At 43.6% G+C, this 17,296-nt stretch carries 12 protein-coding genes; all 12 read left to right on the forward strand.

Annotated features, from left to right (window positions below):
- Window positions 1-152: 152 nt before the first annotated feature.
- The 12 genes from L21SP3_RS03765 to L21SP3_RS03825 all read left to right on the forward strand — a co-directional run bounded on the left by L21SP3_RS03765 (window position 153) and on the right by L21SP3_RS03825 (window position 17,177).
- Entirely contained in the window at window positions 153-677 is a 525-nt protein-coding gene (locus L21SP3_RS03765) for a sigma-70 family RNA polymerase sigma factor (protein WP_077539422.1), read from the forward strand.
- Window positions 670-2,394 (forward strand): FecR domain-containing protein, encoded by a 1,725-nt coding sequence (locus L21SP3_RS03770; RefSeq protein ID WP_077539423.1) that lies wholly within the window; start codon window positions 670-672, stop codon window positions 2,392-2,394. Before L21SP3_RS03765 ends, L21SP3_RS03770 begins: the two co-directional genes overlap by 8 nt.
- Before the next feature lie 131 nt (window positions 2,395-2,525).
- The gene (locus L21SP3_RS03775; protein WP_161488082.1) at window positions 2,526-4,364 is read left to right on the forward strand and encodes a LamG domain-containing protein; all 1,839 of its coding nucleotides are present in this window, start codon (window positions 2,526-2,528) and stop codon (window positions 4,362-4,364) included.
- Between the two features lie 173 nt (window positions 4,365-4,537).
- Window positions 4,538-5,682 (forward strand): IS3 family transposase gene (locus L21SP3_RS03785; RefSeq protein ID WP_390612107.1). Its coding sequence is split into 2 segments (ribosomal slippage): window positions 4,538-4,799 and window positions 4,799-5,682, totalling 1,146 coding nucleotides; the frame shifts between segments, so codons are not numbered across the junction.
- A gap of 100 nt (window positions 5,683-5,782) precedes the next feature.
- Entirely contained in the window at window positions 5,783-8,629 is a 2,847-nt protein-coding gene (locus L21SP3_RS03790; RefSeq protein WP_161488083.1) for a LamG domain-containing protein, read from the forward strand.
- A gap of 21 nt (window positions 8,630-8,650) precedes the next feature.
- Window positions 8,651-9,724 carry a glycoside hydrolase family 43 protein gene (locus L21SP3_RS03795; protein ID WP_077539428.1) on the forward strand — a complete coding sequence of 358 codons (1,074 nt, stop codon included), beginning with the start codon at window positions 8,651-8,653 and terminating at the stop codon, window positions 9,722-9,724.
- 227 nt (window positions 9,725-9,951) lie between these two features.
- Window positions 9,952-11,712, forward strand: a complete 1,761-nt coding sequence (locus L21SP3_RS03800; protein WP_077539429.1) for an IS1634 family transposase — start codon at window positions 9,952-9,954, stop codon at window positions 11,710-11,712.
- 180 nt (window positions 11,713-11,892) lie between these two features.
- Window positions 11,893-12,534 (forward strand): SMC-Scp complex subunit ScpB, encoded by a 642-nt coding sequence (scpB, locus tag L21SP3_RS03805; protein WP_227806802.1) that lies wholly within the window; start codon window positions 11,893-11,895, stop codon window positions 12,532-12,534.
- A gap of 14 nt (window positions 12,535-12,548) precedes the next feature.
- Entirely contained in the window at window positions 12,549-13,043 is a 495-nt protein-coding gene (locus L21SP3_RS03810; RefSeq protein ID WP_077539430.1) for an ExbD/TolR family protein, read from the forward strand.
- Window position 13,044: 1 nt separating this feature from the next.
- Window positions 13,045-15,258: a hypothetical protein gene (locus L21SP3_RS03815; RefSeq protein ID WP_077539431.1), complete on the forward strand. Its 2,214-nt coding sequence runs from the start codon at window positions 13,045-13,047 to the stop codon at window positions 15,256-15,258.
- Window positions 15,230-16,210: an ABC transporter ATP-binding protein gene (locus L21SP3_RS03820; RefSeq protein ID WP_077539432.1), complete on the forward strand. Its 981-nt coding sequence runs from the start codon at window positions 15,230-15,232 to the stop codon at window positions 16,208-16,210. Before L21SP3_RS03815 ends, L21SP3_RS03820 begins: the two co-directional genes overlap by 29 nt.
- Window positions 16,203-17,177, forward strand: coding sequence for an ABC transporter ATP-binding protein (locus L21SP3_RS03825; RefSeq protein ID WP_152024007.1), 975 nt, complete (start codon window positions 16,203-16,205; stop codon window positions 17,175-17,177). Before L21SP3_RS03820 ends, L21SP3_RS03825 begins: the two co-directional genes overlap by 8 nt.
- Window positions 17,178-17,296: the final 119 nt, after the last annotated feature.

A 17,296-nucleotide genomic window follows, 5' to 3' on the forward strand; every position in this document is an offset into this window, starting at 1 on the left:
TAACTGTTCGGGCAAGAGGCTTCGGGTTAATTTTTCACAAAACATAAAGAATTTCATAAAAATTCAATTTTTGTTTATTTTTTCAATCCAATTTTTCAATTCAAGTCTATAACATTACAGGAAGATACAGTTAAAAGGGAATTAAAAAGACTATGCAGTCTTCAAAAGCAAATTTCATAGAGCTTTATTCTAAATCTCAAAAGAAAATATTCTTCTATATTTTGAGTATGGTTCACCACCGCAGCGATGCAGAGGACCTGCTCCAGCAGACCGCTTCTGAGATGTGGAAACTGTTCGATAAGTATCAGGAGGACAAAAACTTTACTGCTTGGGGAATAGCTATAGCACACTACAAAATCCTTGATTACAGAAAATCTCGAAGCAGGAATAAGCTTTTTCTCTCAAACGATGTGTATGAACAGATTATTCAGGAATTCAACGATGTCTCAGAATTTGAAGAGCAGAGGCGAAACGCACTCAACGGATGCCTCAAGAAGCTCAGCGATGAAGACCAAAAGATGATATGGATGCATTATGATGAGGGCCTTAGCTATAAAAAGATAGCAGAAAATCTTCAGAGGTCTAAAAGCGGTATATATAAAGTAATGGCCAGGATTCACTGCAATCTGCTGGCCTGTATTAAGAAAACTTTGCTTGTGTGGCAGCGAAATGGATAAAATCAGCAGACAAGATTTTGTAAATATTCTGATGAAAGCATTGGATGCAGAGGCTTCAAATGAGGATATTTATAAGCTGAACAAAGCTATGAGAGATGACCAGGCTTGCCGGCGGCTCTATATTGAAACATTACTGCTCTATGTAGAGCTCTCTCCTTACGGCAGCGTAGAAATAGAGAAGAACAATAATAAGGTTGATCCTTTGCTGGCAGGTTCAGTACTCAATAGAGACGAATGCAGCTGCGATATAATTTCTTTCCCTAAGAGAAAAAATGAAAAAGCAGGCAAGGATACAATTGAAAATGAAATTCCTGCAGCGCGAAGACGCCCATTCAGTAAAATCACCTTTGCGCTATTTGCGCTAACTTCTGCAGCTTTGATATTTCTTATTGTTTATGCTAACTTTTTCACTCCTAAGCTTATAGAAACAGCCACTCTAAACAAATCCATTGATGCCAAATGGAGCGGAGCAAATCTCAATGAAGGCAGCAGGCTTTATGCTCAGAGAGAAACTATTACCCTAAGAGGCGGAATAGCAGAATTTGAAACGAACAACCAGACTAAGGTGATTATTGAAGGTCCTGCGGAATTCAGGTTTAGAGGCCCTTCTGAAGTAACGCTTGAATACGGTCAGCTTTATTCAATTGTCGAAGAGGAAGGTTTCGGGTTCACCGTTACAACGCCGAATTCGAAAATCGTGGATCTGGGAACTGAATTTGGAGTTATTGCCGGGAAAGACGGCAACACTGAGCTGCACGTTATTAAAGGAAAAACCAAACTGCTCAGCGACAACAGCTGGATAAACAATACTGTAATGGAAGTTACAGAAAACACCGCTTGCAGGGTTTCGAACAACAGCTCCTCTGTGAGCAAAATTGCCTTGAAGGAAGATTTCTTCGCACGGTATATCAACAAAGAAAACAGGGTTGTATGGCGCGGGGAAAAGCAGCTCGATTTAGCCGATATTGTAGGCGGCGGAAACGGTCTGGGGACAGGGAAATATCTTTCAGGCATAAACACAAAAAGCGGTGTTTATGCGAGTAATATGATTAAGTTCAGCTCTATTTATGAGAATGACTCTTCTTATAGAGAAGTTAGAGGCTTAGATTTTATTGATGGGGTTTTTGTACCAGACAAAACCGAAAAAGCAGGAATTGTTTCTTCACAGAGACATCGCTTTGATAAATTTACCGACACTATAGGCAAGTACTGGATCGGAATAATAAATGGGGCAGTACATCCTGAACTGGCAAATGTTAAGCAGCATACCCTTACCTTAAAAGGAAAAAGTTTAGATTATCCGCAGAATAAAGCAATATTCATTCACCCAAATCAAGGAATCACTTTTGACCTTGAAAAAATCAGGAAAGCCTACGAAAAGCAAAATATAATCCGTTTCTCAAGCTCTTTCGGGCTCTCTGACAGTATATTTAAGCCCGTGAATTTCAAAGATAATAGAAATAATTCAACCTCATTCCAAGAAGGATTTCCAAGGTGCAATTTTCAAGTTTTAGTTGATGGGGTATTGAAACATGAAAAAACGAGGCAAACGCCAATGGATGAGCCGGATAATTTCGAAATCCCGATTTCTAAAGAAGACAGTTTTCTGACTGTTATAGTAAGCTCCCCGGTTGATGACCAAATAGAAAATGCAGGACTTTTATGGGCAGTACTCGCTGAGCCTTCTCTTATACTAAGCAGCGATAAAGGGGTTTAGTAAGTTGCTTGGATTTATTACTGAAGATATTTTTCTTGAAAGGAGGTGAACAAGTAAAATACAAGCTAATTTTGTTTTGTAAATTATATTTAATGACTCATAGATTATTATTTACTGAAAGGTTTTTTATCATGAAACAAAAAAGATTAAGTTTCAATTTAGCTGTGCTGCTTATCATCTCGGCTGTTTTTGCAGCAGCATCCACTTCCGAAGCGGCAAAACTGATAGAATGGAAATTTGATGGAAACGCACTTGATTCAAGCGGAAATGGATTCGATGGAGACATATACGAAGGAGGTGCTGACAGCGTAAGCTTTTCTAATGAGGGACGCGGCGGCTGCATCGAATTAACGAACAATAAAGACAGAGTTCTAACATCAAGTTATGTTGACATCGGTTCAGCATTTACCGCTGCCGGCTGGATGAAGCTCCCCCAAGATTTCGGCGGGGCGTGGAATCGTTTTCTAACAACCAGCGATGCAGGAACGGGATTCTGCATTATGCAGGACGGCAGCTCAGGCAGCTTAAAATTTACCGTAAACGGCAACTGGGCAATGCCTAAAGCCGGACAGCTCACCCCGGGACGATGGCAGCATATTGCAGGAACCTACGACGGGACTGATGCCAGGCTTTACGTTAATGGCGAACTTGTCGCAGGGCCGATTTCTATGCCCGCTCCCTCTGAATCTGAGCAGATTATAGCAATGGGAAGAGACCAGAACAGCTGGGAGTCAGGATTTACAGGACTCTTTGACGAAGTAAAGATATATAACAATGCACTCAGCGCCTCGGAAATATCAGATCTCTACAATGCCGAATACCTTCAGCAGGTTTCAGATCCCAGAGATAAGGCAGCGCTTCCTGCTGTTAATAATTCAGTTGATTTCGAAATCACAATAGACAAGGCAGAAACTTCAACAGTAACAAACGTTGAATGGTACAAAAAGATTGCAGCAGGCGATCCTAATACGCCGATAACAAGCGATGGGACAAAATACGACATTTCCCTCACTCAGTCCGGTTCTGCTCTAACCATCTACAATCCAGACACAAATGATGAAGCTTATATGTACTTGGCTGAAGTTACCCTCGACTCGGGTTACCCTTCAATTATAGAAACCAAGCCGGCTTCACTTAAAATTAGCGATGGTCTTATGCACCGCTGGAGCTTTTCCGGCGATTTGACTGATTCAGCAGGCTCAGCAGACGGAGAGCTTTACGACCCATCCTCTTCAACAGCTTCCTTTGTAGATGGCAGCAGTCAGCTTCTTCTTGATAATCCTCAGGTAAGGCCTGTTGATGATCCTAACAATATTGCTTATGTAACACTGCCGGACGGCATAATATCCTCTGCCGATAATTTTATGACCATTGAAATGTGGGTTACTCCGCACAGAGTAGTTGAACCGTCTAACTGGCTTGCCCCTCTTTTTGCATTCGGTGAAGATAACGATGACAATATACTTAACGACAGCGGCGGCCAGGGCATCTCTGGGCTTCTCCAGACCCCTGAAAGCGGCCCTTCAGTAGGCATTGATATGCCGAACGGAAACTCAAGATGGTCTGACCCTGCTCAGGCAATCGAGGGCTCGGAATTTATGCTTGCAATGGTATGGGACGGCAACACCGGTGAAGGAAGACTTTATATAAATGGCAATCTGGTTGCCGGCCCTCAGAACTTGCCAATCAATCTTTCTGAGATTAATGATGTAGATAATTTGATTGGGCATAATTGGTGGAGCAATGGGCTAATTAATGCTTCATTTAACGAAATCAGGATTTACGACTGGCCGTATGATGCCCCTTGGATACAGGCTCATTACAATGCCGGAGCAGATTTAGTCGATGTGAATCCTTGTATGAATCCTCCTGAAACGGATTTGGATGGTGATTGCCAGATAACTCTTAACGATTTTGCGCTTTTAGCCTCTGAATGGCTTTACTGCGGCAGACTCGGCCCCTGCAATTAAAACTTAAATACAGGCATAAACAAAGGAGGCTGCCTAAAATGCGCAGTCTCCTTTTAGCCATATAAAACTAATAATTGGAATCCGAGTGTAGCTCTCCCATAGAATTGAACACTTTAAATTAGACGGTTCCTGAATAATATAAACCAACTCAAATATTTAGAAAGGAACTTAAAATGCGAAGATCGAGGTTTAGTGAAAGCCAGATACTTTCGATTCTCAAGGAGTCAGAAGCCGGTTTAGAGGTCAGTGATTTGACCAGGAAATACGGCATATCCCGTGCCACATTTTACAACTGGAAGAGCAAGTATTCTGGTATTGGCGGCAGTGAGATAAGGCGTTTACGCGAGTTAGAGCGAGAGAACGGCAAGCTCAAAAAGATGTATGCGGACTTATCATTAGAGAATAACGTTCTCAAGGATTTAATAGAAAAAAACTTCTAAAGCCTGCCGAGCGAAAGGATTTTGCCAGGCAGGCACATTCTAAGGGCTTATGCGTGCAATCATCTTGTAAAGCAGCAGGCATCAGCCGGGGCAGTTTTTACTATACTCCTTCAAGAAACGATGATGCTGAGGTAAAAAGACAGATAGAGCTGGTAATAGATTCCCGTCCTCGACGCGGATTTCCAAAGATATTCGACAGTATCCGCCGCAAGGGATATAGCTGGAATCACAAAAAGGTTTATCGTGTTTATAAGGAAAATGAATTTCAGCTTAACAACCGTAAAAAGAATTTGATAAGGCAAATAGAGCGTAAACCTATGCCAGAAGCCACGAGAGCTAATGAGATATGGAGTATTGATTTTATGAGCGATAGTTTGAGTAATGGTCGGCCATTCAGGGCTTTCAACGTTATCGATGAGTTTAACCGTGAGGCATTGGATATTGAGATCGACACGAGCTTACCTTCGCTTCGCATAATTCGTAGCCTTGAATTAATAGGCTCTGATCGGGGTTTCCCCCGCTTTATTCGCAGCGATAATGGGCCGGAATTTAGGAGCCTTCAATTTCGCAGGTTCTGCTGCCGAAACAGAATCAGGCACCGCCGTATAGAAGCAGGCAAGCCTCAGCAAAACAGTTTTATTGAACGATTCAATCGGAGTTATCGAGAGGATATACTTGATATGTACAGTTTTAAGAATTTATCAGAAGCTCGTAATTTAACTTTAGATTGGCTTATAGAATATAATTATGAGCGTGGGCACGAATCACTGGGAGGGAAAGCTCCTGTAGAGTATGTCCGCAGTTTTTTGCCTTTCACCCCTCAAAATAATTCTGAAGGGGCAAAAGGAAAAAACTGCTGTTTGAAGGAATTTGTCTAATTATTACTGTTCAAAGACAGGGGAGAGGCACACGAGAATGATAAAAAAATATTCGGCAATTTACTTTTCAATAATTATTTGCGTACTCAGCCTATTGTCTTTGTCATACTCTGCTGAATTGACATCCGGAAATGCAGCACTTGAGATAACTAAAGAAAATGGGATCTCGCTTAAAATAAACGGTGAAACCAGATTCCAGCGCAGCCGCCCTGCTGAGGCAGAATGGATAGATGGCCGAGGAGATTCCACTTGGACAAAAAACAAATATTACGAAATTCAAAGCGATTCAGATAGTAAAGTAAGATGTAAAGGAATTGCAGACAGCCCTAATGGATCAAGACTAATTTTTACCGATATTTTTGAAAGCAGAAATAAAGACAACTGCTTTTATTTGGAACGAAATGTCGATGTATTAGCAATCAAAGGGGATGATAAAGGATTTTCCACAAGATTTGGATTAAAAACTGCACTTCAACATTCAATCTTAGATTTCAACTATCTTTCTCCCGGAATATTGTACAAGCAGAACAAACAAGCTCCTGATGGAGCTATAGCCTCATATCCAAAGCTGCAAACCGACGATGATTTCTTCTTTTTTACTACTCACTGCCCCCTCGGACCTTTTATAATGATGCAGCACATTGGAGACGAATACCGCCTGACATTAGCTCAGGAAGACGCTGAGCCTTCCTCAAGCTTTTCAGGGGACGACTTTCGCCCAAGGATAATCGATGAGAAATTGCAGTACGGGGCATTGGGAATAAGAAAAGAACCAAAACCGCTGATAGGTTTTGTTTTCCCCGGAACAGAGCAAGACCGAACTTATGTTGGAGGCGGCGGAAAAAGGACACTAAGAAGCCATCCGTTAAAACAGGGAATTACACACAATTATAATTTAATCTTAAAGGCTGGAAGCTCGCCTGATTTTAATAGAGCAGCAGAAAATACAATTGATTACTTCTGGGAAGTCTATAACCCCTCAAATAATATCCTGTCTGTTGATATGAAAAAGGCATACGAAGCAAATATTAGCCTTATCTATGATTTATGCGAGCCGAGAGGACCGGAAAATATCAGAGGCATACCTTGGGGCGATATAGATATAATTTCAGGCGAACTCAAAAATCCAAGCTACCAGATGGGCTGGATAGGAGCTCAAATAGAAGGTGCTTATCATTTAATCAGATACGGACATGAGCACAGCAGCGAAACCCATAAAACTTATGGCGTAGATATGATTGATTTCTGGGCCAACCGAAGCTGGCCTGATTACAATGAACTGCCTTACAAATGGTATGCAGGCGGCTGGGGCAGCCACTGGAGCCAAGAAGGTGATTTAAGGCATTACGGCGACGGTTTTTTTGTGATAATGAAAAGCTATTCGTTTGAAAAGAATCGAGGTGCTGAACATTCTAACTGGATTGAATACTGCAAAGATTTTGGAGACTGGCTTCACGAGAATCAAAACTCTGACGGTAGCTGGTACAACAAATATGATGTTGTGGACGGGTCAAATAAAACAGCAAATAAATCTCGGAGCTGCTTTGTAATACCATTTTTAATCAGGCTCTATAACGAAACTCGAAATCAGGTTTATCTTGACACTGCCTTAAGAGCAGGAAATTTTGCATTCAATAACAGTCATTTACATTGTTCTTACACAGGCGGTGCTATTGACAACGGAAACGTAACAGATAAAGAGAGTGTGCTGATTACTATGCGGGCATTTACATCTCTTTATAATGTTACTGATAATTCAAAATGGTTAGAAGCGGCGGAACAAGCAGCAAAATTCGGCATAACATGGACATATACATGGAACATTGAAATACCTGAAAATAACTATTCTAAACTTAACCTTTTCTATGAGATGGAATATTACACCAGCGGACAGGGGCTTGTCGCATTAGGACATTCATACTGCGATTTTTATGCCGCAGAGCATGCAGGGGATTATTACCAACTATACAAGCTTACGAACGATGAAAAATACAAAATCCAATCCGAACTGCTTATAAACAACAGTATGCAGTTAGTGGATTATGAGTCTTCTATCGCTTTCAACAAGACATTTCATGAGGGAGCAGCCCCGGAAGGACTTGCCGGAACTGCAATGGGTGGATACCGCGGCAATACAAACAATGCCTGGCTGGGATTCTGCACAATGGGAAGACTTACCGGTATTACGGATTTACAGGATTTATCCGAAGACCCTAACAGTTTAAGTTCTATAATTCAGTGGAAATTTGACGATGATGCGAAGGATTCAAGCGGAAACAGCAATCACGGCGTCCTCCATCCAGCAGAAGCCGGCAGCATTAGTTTTGTTCAGGAAGGCAATGACGGCTGCGTTGAGTTCGATAATCCGAAAGACAGGATAGTATCTCCTCTAATTAACCTCGGAACAGTATTTACAGTGGCAGGGTGGATAAAAATTGATGCAAATTTCACAGGCAGCTGGAACCGCTTTCTTGTAACTAATAATATAAATTCAGGATTTGGACTCTTTCAGGACCTCTCATCAATGAAATGGAAGTTTACAGTCAATGGCGACTGGAGCCTGCCTCTGGCCGGAACTATGCAGCCGGGAGAATGGCAGTATGTGGCCGGAACTTTTGACGGACAGAACGCAAAACTGTACCTGAACGGCGAATTAGTTTCCGGTCCTGCTCTGCTGACTCCGCCTTCAGAAACTGATCATAAGATAGTTTTGGGCAAAGATAGTAATGATTGGGAAACAAGTTTTACAGGGAGATTCGATGAATGCGTGATATACAAGAGAGCTCTCAATCAACAGGAAATACGAAACATATATAATCATCAGAAAAATCCATGCGTTTTCCCGCCTGAATACGATTTAGATGGTGATTGCTTTGTTGGCACTTCCGATTTTTTTATCATGGCCAGCGAATGGCTTGAATGCGGCAGAATGGGAACATGTAATTAACAATTAAAAGAAGGGATTAGTATGAGATCCAAAAATATTATTTTCTCACTGATTATAACAAGTCTGTTTGCAGCAGGCTGCACTGCGGAAAAGGCAGACTCTAAGCAAACTTTCACCAACCCCCTGCTGGAATCGGGGCCGGACCCTTGGGCATTTTTCAAAGACGGATACTATTACTACATAAAATCTCAAAATAAATCGCTTCTCCTTATGAAAACAGCGGATATAACCGAGCTTTCCAGCGCTGAGAGGAAGGTAATCTGGGATGCACCGGAAGACACGCCGCATTCAAAGAACCTCTGGGCTCCGGAGCTGCATTTTATAAGGGGAGCGTGGTATGTTTACTACGCCGCAGACGACGGAAACCACCATAACCACAGGATGTTTGTGCTGGAAAACAAGAATCCAGACCCTTTCAAGGGCAAATTTAAGCTCAAGGCAAGGATTAAGACATTGCCCGGGGACAACTGGGCTATCGACGGCTCAATCTTTGAGCACAAAGGCGAGCTTTACTTTATCTGGTCTGGCTGGAAAGAGGACAAAGCACACGTTGAAACCCAGCGCATATACATAGCAGAAATGTCGAACCCTTGGACAGTGAGCTCTAATCGAGTTCAGCTCAGCGAGCCCGAATACGAGTGGGAGAGAAACTGGGATTATGATAAGGGCTGGAGCCCTGATGCCCCGATATACGTAAATGAGGGGCCTCAATTTATCAGCTGCGGCAAAAAAATGCACATAGTTTACTCTTGCAGCGGCTGCTGGACTCCAAATTATGCCTTAGGTATGCTCTCAGCAGATATCACGAGCGATCCAATGAATCCTAAGAGCTGGGAAAAGTCGAAAGAACCGGTATTCCAGCAGAGCCCCGAAAGCAAAGTTTACGCCACAGGTCATAACGGCTTTATCAAAAGTCCGGACGGGACGGAAGACTGGATAATCTACCACGCAAACGACAATCCTGATGACGGCTGCGGGAATACCAGATCTCCAAGACTTCAGAGAATCGAATGGACTGAAGATGACATGCCCGTTTTCGGAACTGCTCTTCCTAAATCTGCAAAGATCGAAAAACCCTCCGGCACTCCTGAATAACCCGAAAACAAAGTTTCAATCGCCCTTTTTTGTTAGTGAAGCCTATAATCGAACAGCTTTTACTCTCAAGATAATCCTAACCCCGATTTCTCACTTAGCGTTCAAAATCGTGAAAAATCAAAATTTTTTCTTTGATTCTGCGTTGTAATCGGCGTTTTAAAGTCTCTTTAGTCTCTGGTACAGACCTGCCCTATTGCAAGTGATTTTTCATCAGCAATAATATTGTTATGTACTTGAAGAAGCACAAGCGAAAGAAGAATGGTAAGATCAATTCCTATTACAGCATAGCGGAGAAGCGTAAGGTTTCTCGCGGGCGTTATGTTGAGAAGATGGTGCTGTATCTTGGTGAAATCTCTGATTCTCAGAAGAAGTCTTGGCAGAGATCCATTGAGATAATCAACGAGGACAACAAGCCTGTCCGCAAGTCATTATTCGCTTTTGATCAGGACAATCACACTCATCACGACATAGATACGATTCCGGTAAAGCTCTCAAAGATGAAGCTTAACAACCCCAGAACATTCGGGGACTGCTGGCTCGGCTGCGAGATATGGGATATGCTGGGATTAGACACCTTCTGGTCGGAGAGGATAGACACTGCCAAATCGCCGGTTGACTATTCCAAAGTTGTAAAATTGCTGACAGTAAACCGTCTTATCAAGCCCGGAGCGGAGTTTTATGTCCACCGGCACTGGTTCACTCAGACCGCAATGGATGTATTGCTGGGCTGTGAATTTGATGTTGCCGAAAAAAACCGGCTTTACCGTTGTCTGGACAGGATATTGCCGTATAAAGAAGAGCTTTGTTCTTATTTGAAAGACACATGGCAGATGATGTTCAATCTGGAATATGACATTCTGCTTTACGATATAACCAGTACTTATTTTGAGGGATTATGCAAAAGCAATCCCAAGGCAAAATTCGGCCACAGCAAAGACCGCAGAGGCGATTGCAGGCAGATTCTTATCGCTTTGGTAGTTACCCCTGAGGGATTTCCGATCAATTATGAGATACTCGCCGGCAACACCTCAGAGAGAACAACGCTTAAACCCTTGTTAAACAAGATAGAGTCGAAATACGGCAAGGCAGGCAGGTTATGGCTGATGGACAGAGGTATTCCAACAGAAGCTGTGCTGGAGTATATGCGTGATAACGGGATTGATTATCTTGTCGGAACGCCCCGTAAGCTGCTGGATGAATTCCAAGAAGAGCTTTCTGTGAAAAGCTGGTTTGATGTAAATGGAAGCGTTCGCATAAAGCATATAGCCAAAGATGACGAATGCTATATTCTTGCTCGAAGCAAAGAGAGAATGGCTAAAGAACGGGCTATGCGTAAAAGAAAGCTCCGTAATTACTTAGAAGGACTGGAGAAGTTAAAGAAATGCCGCAGCCGAGATGTTTTTATGCAAAGGCTCGGCAAACTCAAACATCAGGCGGGCAGCTGCCGTAAGTGTGTAACTCTTACGATTCCCCGAAATAAGGAAAGGATTGAGAAGGGCGAGTTTGATTATAAGTTTGAAGCGAGCAAATATAAAGAAATGATATACCGCGACGGCACATACTTTTTGCGTACAAACCAGTCTGGCAAGGATGGTGCAGCCCTGTGGAAGGAATATATGCTTCAGTGCAACGTTGAGCAGGCATTCAGGGAGCTCAAGAGCGATCTGGGAATTCGTCCTGTCTATCACCATAAGCAAGACAGGGTTGAGGCTCACGTGTTTGTAGCGTTTATGAGCTATTGTTTGCAAGTAACACTGAGGCATAAGCTCAGGGCAAGCGCCTGCGGGATGACTGCTCAGGCGGCATTAGCAGCAATGTCTCGGATCCAGATGCTGGATGTTTCATTTGAAACGCAAGACAGCAGAACTCTGCTTATGCAGAGATATACCGAACCGGAAGACGAACACAAGCTGCTGCTGCAGAAATTGAAGATAGAACTGCCGCCGCAAAAAACTCCGAAAATATACAGCGGGAAACTGAAAAAATAACACATCTTTGGCGACAGACCAACCCCTCTGACGGGGGTAAAAACGCACTTTTTACCCCCTAAGTGAGAAATCGGGGCTAATATTAACTGCCTTGGGTGTTAGCCCTTGAATTAAAGCGGAAAACTAATAAAATTTCCTATCGAAGGCAGATTTGTATTTAATACCGAACGGATTAGCTTAGTGAATAACAGTTCATTCGAAAATAAACAGTCAGCGCAGCTCGAGGAAGACTGCGGGATAGAGAAAATCGAAGACACCCAAAATGAGACGGAAAATTCCGTCAGCGAGGGTGAAAACGGTTTTATCGAAACTACGCTGGAATCTGTAGTTGAGGCTGCTCTGTTCGCCTGTGATGAACCTATAACAGGTGCTAAGTTAGCTAATATTGCAGAGGTTAATTCGGCCAAGGAGATAGACGAAGCCATTAAAAAGCTCAACAGCTCATATCAGGAGCGTAATTCCGCCTTCAAAATTGAGAAAATTGCCGGCGGGTATCAAATGCTTACTCACAGCGTTTATAATGCATGGCTCAAGAAGCTGATCAGCGAGAAAAAGGAAAGCAAGCTATCTCAGGCCGCCCTTGAAACGCTCTCTGTGATAGCCTATAAACAGCCTGTTATCAGGGCGGATATTGAGTCTATAAGGGGCGTGTCTTCAGGCGAAATTATCAGAGGCCTGATGAACAAAGGGCTTGTGAAAATGGCCGGCAGAGCAGAGATTCTGGGCAGGCCTGTTCTCTACGGTACTACAAAAAAATTCCTCGAACTGTTCGGATTGGATTCTATTAAAGATCTTCCTGATGTAGGCGAATTTAAGAAATAAGGCGATTCAGAGATATGGCATTCCAACAAAAACGAAAATATTTTTCAATACGTTCAAATATCGTAAACCGCATCAAAACCTCTTCCTCAGGTTTGAAGTTCCAAATTACCGCTCTTACAGATATCGTATTCCTTCTGCTTGTATTCTTCGTAGCCACAACACGTTTCCGTCCTACTGAGGGCGAACTTCCTATGGGTCTGCCCACCACTAACCTTGCCGGCGCTGCAAGTACTGTGCTTATCGATCCGCTAATCGTAGAGCTTGATACCGAGCAGGAAGGAATGATAATCCGCTACGGGGAGAATGAAGTGGTAACAGAAACCGCTTCCCCGGAGGCTATGGATCAAATAGCAGCAAACTTCTTTGATTATTATACAAACCAAAACAGAAGCGTTGAGGATCCCCTGGAGCTTTCCTGCTCTGAAGACCTCAAATGGGATCATCTGGCAAAGTTTTACAATATTATGTATGGACTCGGAATTGAGAATATAACCTTCTTGATGGATTAAAATGAATAAAACCACCCTCCTTATAAGCCTGCTTCTGTGGTTTTCGGGATTTTCTCAGGACCTGCCTGAAAAGAACGATATAATCAGCAATGAAAAGGCTGCGATGAAAATCTACAACAGCCTCCAGGAGGCCTGTTTTCCCCATCTGATTGAATACTACTACAGAGAACAGATTACCAATCCTGAGTCGCGCAAGAAGCTTTACAGCTTAACCTCCGAAGCCTTAACCCGCCTGAAAGAAGTGCAGGAAAATCACAAAGCCGTTCAGGAGAGAATCGAAGAATACCATCACCGAACTTGGGACTTGAAATACGGCAAGAACCGGCTCTGGCGGAGAAGCGAAAACCTCACCAATCAAATAAGATATATGCTTCAGGATGCCAAATACCTGCAAGCCTTAAGCCTTAAAGGAAATGCTCGGCAGGCAGCAGCGGATAAGGTTATCGAAGAGGTAAACCAAATCGAAGACAGCGTGCCTCTTTCAAAGCTCTACCTTCTGAAGGTAAAGGCGAGATACCTCAAGGCAGGGGAAAACGAGGCTTTCGAAAACAGAATATTCAACGATTTAGAGCAGTCGTTTGTAAACACCGAAAGAAATTCACTGGAGCATTTCGAGACAGAAATTTACAGGCTGCGAATCCTGCGTCCGTTCGGTAATGATGAGCTTCAGCGGATAATCAGCAGATACAGGGACAAGGGCATCTTTGACTATCCCGACCTTTCGATACAGTTTGCCTTTCTTGAACTGGAGGTGGGCGAGGGAAGCCTTCTGCTCAAGCTTTTGAAGAAATGGCACGGACTAACCGAAAGAATTTCTAAAATCGCCTTCAAGAAGGCAAAAGAAATGCTTGCAAACGGTGAACTGCTTGAGCAGGTAAACTCCATGAGTCCTGTAGAGAGGGAGCTGATTATATATTCAGCTCTTATAAATAAATCCAAAAATTTTGATTCCTTTATTATCGCCTCAGCTGCGGACGTTTCTTATCAGAGCAAGGTAATCAATTACGCAGCGGCAGCGAAGCTGATAGGCCAAAACGATGAAAAGGCATTCGACTATGCCACCAAAGCAATTAAGCTGAAAGACAATTTCAAGAAGATGTATCCTGCAATAACGGATTTGAATATCTACACTACCGCTGCTGCTGCCGGATACGAAACGCTTAAATCGGGCACTGAAGCAGAGCAGGAAAGAGTGATTGAAATATTCGATAAGTACAAAGAGCTTGCTGGTGAGGATGCAGATGAAGAAATATCTTTCCTCTATGCGGTTCAGCTCAAAGACAAAAGGCCAGAAGAATCATTGGCCACATTCAAAAAGACGCTCGAATCAGGCGGCAAATACAAAACTCAGGCACGATTTGAAATCCTCGTTTACAAATTCGAAAACGGAGAAACTGTTCTCGAGGAAATCCGAGAAATCTACGAAATGCTCGAAAGAGATGATGACCCCTATTTCTATGCTGATGTGATAGATTTGTACTCGCGTTCCCTGGCGGAAACAGGTAAATTAAACGAGGCTGCAGAGCTTCTCTATGACCAGCTCTCTTACGATATAACCCCCACCAAAGAATGTCTCAACTATGTGCTTCAAAAGTATATGACTGAAGCAGAGACATATTTTGAAAAGGCAGAATCAAGAGATACAGCAGAAATACATATCTCTGAGATAGCAAGGTTTATAAGACGAAAATATGGCGATAATATGCCGGATCAGGTGCAGCTTGCATATCAGGAAGCGATAGCAATCTCAAGCAGCAGAGGCGATCTGAGTATGGAAGAATACTCCGAGCAGGTTACCAACGGCCTCAGCTACAACCGTGTACTTGCTCGTCAGCTTATGAATAAAACTGAATATGTAGAAGCAGCTGCGATTTGGGGAAAAATAGCGAGGAGCCTTGCCTCACAGGGAGAATTTGATCCTTGGCGTTGGTCTCGGGCGAAGTTTTACCAGATAAAATGCGGCCTTTCCAGCCCTGAACTCAGCAAGGAAGATAAAATACACTCTTTTGACGTGCTCGAATCAGATCCGAAATGGGATAATGATTTCTGGAAGAACAAACTTAAAGAACTCAAGCCCGACTATGTTAAAGAGGCTCAAAAGCAGGCAGAGATCGAAAGGCAGAAACAGCGATCCACGGAGCCTCCTGAAGCAAATCCAGAATCACCAGCTGAAGAAAAGAGCGAGAATGAGCAAACAGGTTCTGAAAATAGATGACCTCTATGTAAGCTTTTACACCGATGAAGGCGAGGTAAAGGCTGTTTCAGGCCTTACGCTGGACATAAATGAAGGTGAGACAGTAGCTCTGGTTGGTGAGAGCGGCTGCGGGAAAAGCGTAAGTTCGCTCTCGGTTTTAGGGCTTCTGCCCAACCCCCCTGCCAAAATCAAGCAGGGCGAGATCCTGTATAAAGGGCAAAATCTTCTCAATCTTGAAGACAAGCAGCTTAGGACTCTTCGCGGCAGTGAGATAGCGATGATATTTCAGGAGCCTATGACTAGCCTCAATCCGGTTTATACAATCGGAGATCAGATAATCGAAACAATACTTGCTCACGAACAAATACCGCTGGAAGAGGCGGAAAAGCGCGCAGCTGAGATGCTCGGGCTCGTAGGAATTCCCGATCCGCTCGCCCGCTTGGATGAGTATCCCCATCAGCTATCCGGCGGGATGAGGCAGAGGGTAATGATTGCGATGGCCTTGAGCTGCCGCCCTTCTCTGCTCATTGCGGACGAACCGACAACAGCGCTTGATGTAACTGTGCAGGCTCAGATCCTTGAACTGCTCAAGAGAATTCAAAGCGAAACTAATATGAGCATACTTCTGATAACTCACGACCTCGGCGTGGTTGCAGAAAACGCCGACAGGGTTGTAGTTATGTATGCTTCGAAGGTGGTTGAGAAGGCGGGCGCGAAGGATATTTTCGATTCGCCCAAACACCCTTACACCAAAGGGCTGATGCAGTCTTTGCCAAAGCTCGGAGAGAAAAGGGGCAGGCTTGATACAATAAAAGGGGCAGTGCCAGATCCTCTGGAATTCCCTTCAGGGTGCAAATTTCACCCGAGATGTCCGCTCGGTCATTCAGACCTGCAGTGCATAGAAAATGAGCCCCAGCTTGAACCAGCCGGAGAAGAGAGATTTGTTTCATGCTGGAAGTGGCAAGATGAGTGAAACATTGATAAAAGTCGAAAACCTGAAAACTCATTTCCCTGTTCGAAAGGGGCTTTTTTCAAAAATAACCGGCTATGTAAAGGCTGTTGACGGGGTGAGCTTTGAGATCCCGCAGGGCAAAACACTCGGACTGGTTGGCGAGAGCGGCTGCGGAAAAACCACCATAGGACGCACTATGCTCCGCCTTGTACCAAGCACTTCGGGGGAAGTTTTTTACAAAGATAAGAACGTTCTTGAGGCCGGCAGCAAAGAGCTAACCAAACTTCGAAGAGATATGCAGATCATCTTTCAGGACCCTTACGGGTCTCTCAATCCCAGAATGACTGTTGGGAAGATTGTGGGCGAGGCGCTCAGCATTCACAAAATTGCCAAGGGAGAGAAGCGTCAGGAAATAGTAGCCGAACTGCTCTCACGCACGGGACTCTCGCCGGATTATATCAACAGGTATCCGCATGAATTTTCAGGCGGACAAAGGCAGAGGATCGGCATTGCAAGAGCCCTTGCACTGAATCCAAACTTCATCGTATGCGATGAGGCGGTCAGCGCGCTGGATGTTTCGCTTCAGTCTCAGATAATCAACCTGCTCATGGACCTGCAGGATGAATTCGGTCTTACTTATCTGTTTATCGCACACGATTTGGCTGTGGTTGAGCATATAAGCGATATAGTTGCTGTTATGTATTTAGGGCGGATCGTTGAAATATCAAGCGCTGATGAATTGTACAAAAATCCCATACATCCCTACACAAAGGCTCTGATGAGCGCAATACCCCGTCCTGAGCCCTCTTCAGGATTGAAAAGAATAGTGCTTGAAGGCGAGGTGCCAAGCCCAATCAATCCTCCAAGCGGATGCCCTTTTCATCCGAGATGCCGATATGCTGAGCAGCGATGCGCTGTCGAGGTTCAGTCGCTTAAAAATTCGAGGCTGTCGAACGGGCATAAAGTTGCCTGCTGGAAATTTGCATAAGTCTTATCTGTATCACCTAATATCTTTGATTGCTGCGAGCCGCTTTCCAAAATATTTTTCAAAATTTAAAATGATTTTTTAAGAAAAAATTCACAGCCATCCCATAAGTCCATAAATTT

The organism is Sedimentisphaera cyanobacteriorum (genome assembly GCF_001997385.1).
GTDB lineage: Bacteria > Planctomycetota > Phycisphaerae > Sedimentisphaerales > Sedimentisphaeraceae > Sedimentisphaera > Sedimentisphaera cyanobacteriorum.

What these genes read in the sequence shown, in the direction of transcription:
- L21SP3_RS03775 (WP_161488082.1), top strand. Translation starts at nt 2,526, where the DNA reads ATGAAACAAAAAAGATTAAGTTTCAATTTAGCTGTGCTGCTTATCATC.
- L21SP3_RS03765 (WP_077539422.1), top strand. Translation starts at nt 153, where the DNA reads ATGCAGTCTTCAAAAGCAAATTTCATAGAGCTTTATTCTAAATCTCAA.
- L21SP3_RS03800 (WP_077539429.1), top strand. Translation starts at nt 9,952, where the DNA reads ATGTACTTGAAGAAGCACAAGCGAAAGAAGAATGGTAAGATCAATTCC.
- L21SP3_RS03770 (WP_077539423.1), top strand. Translation starts at nt 670, where the DNA reads ATGGATAAAATCAGCAGACAAGATTTTGTAAATATTCTGATGAAAGCA.
- L21SP3_RS03810 (WP_077539430.1), top strand. Translation starts at nt 12,549, where the DNA reads ATGGCATTCCAACAAAAACGAAAATATTTTTCAATACGTTCAAATATC.
- L21SP3_RS03815 (WP_077539431.1), top strand. Translation starts at nt 13,045, where the DNA reads ATGAATAAAACCACCCTCCTTATAAGCCTGCTTCTGTGGTTTTCGGGA.
- L21SP3_RS03820 (WP_077539432.1), top strand. Translation starts at nt 15,230, where the DNA reads ATGAGCAAACAGGTTCTGAAAATAGATGACCTCTATGTAAGCTTTTAC.
- L21SP3_RS03795 (WP_077539428.1), top strand. Translation starts at nt 8,651, where the DNA reads ATGAGATCCAAAAATATTATTTTCTCACTGATTATAACAAGTCTGTTT.
- L21SP3_RS03825 (WP_152024007.1), top strand. Translation starts at nt 16,203, where the DNA reads ATGAGTGAAACATTGATAAAAGTCGAAAACCTGAAAACTCATTTCCCT.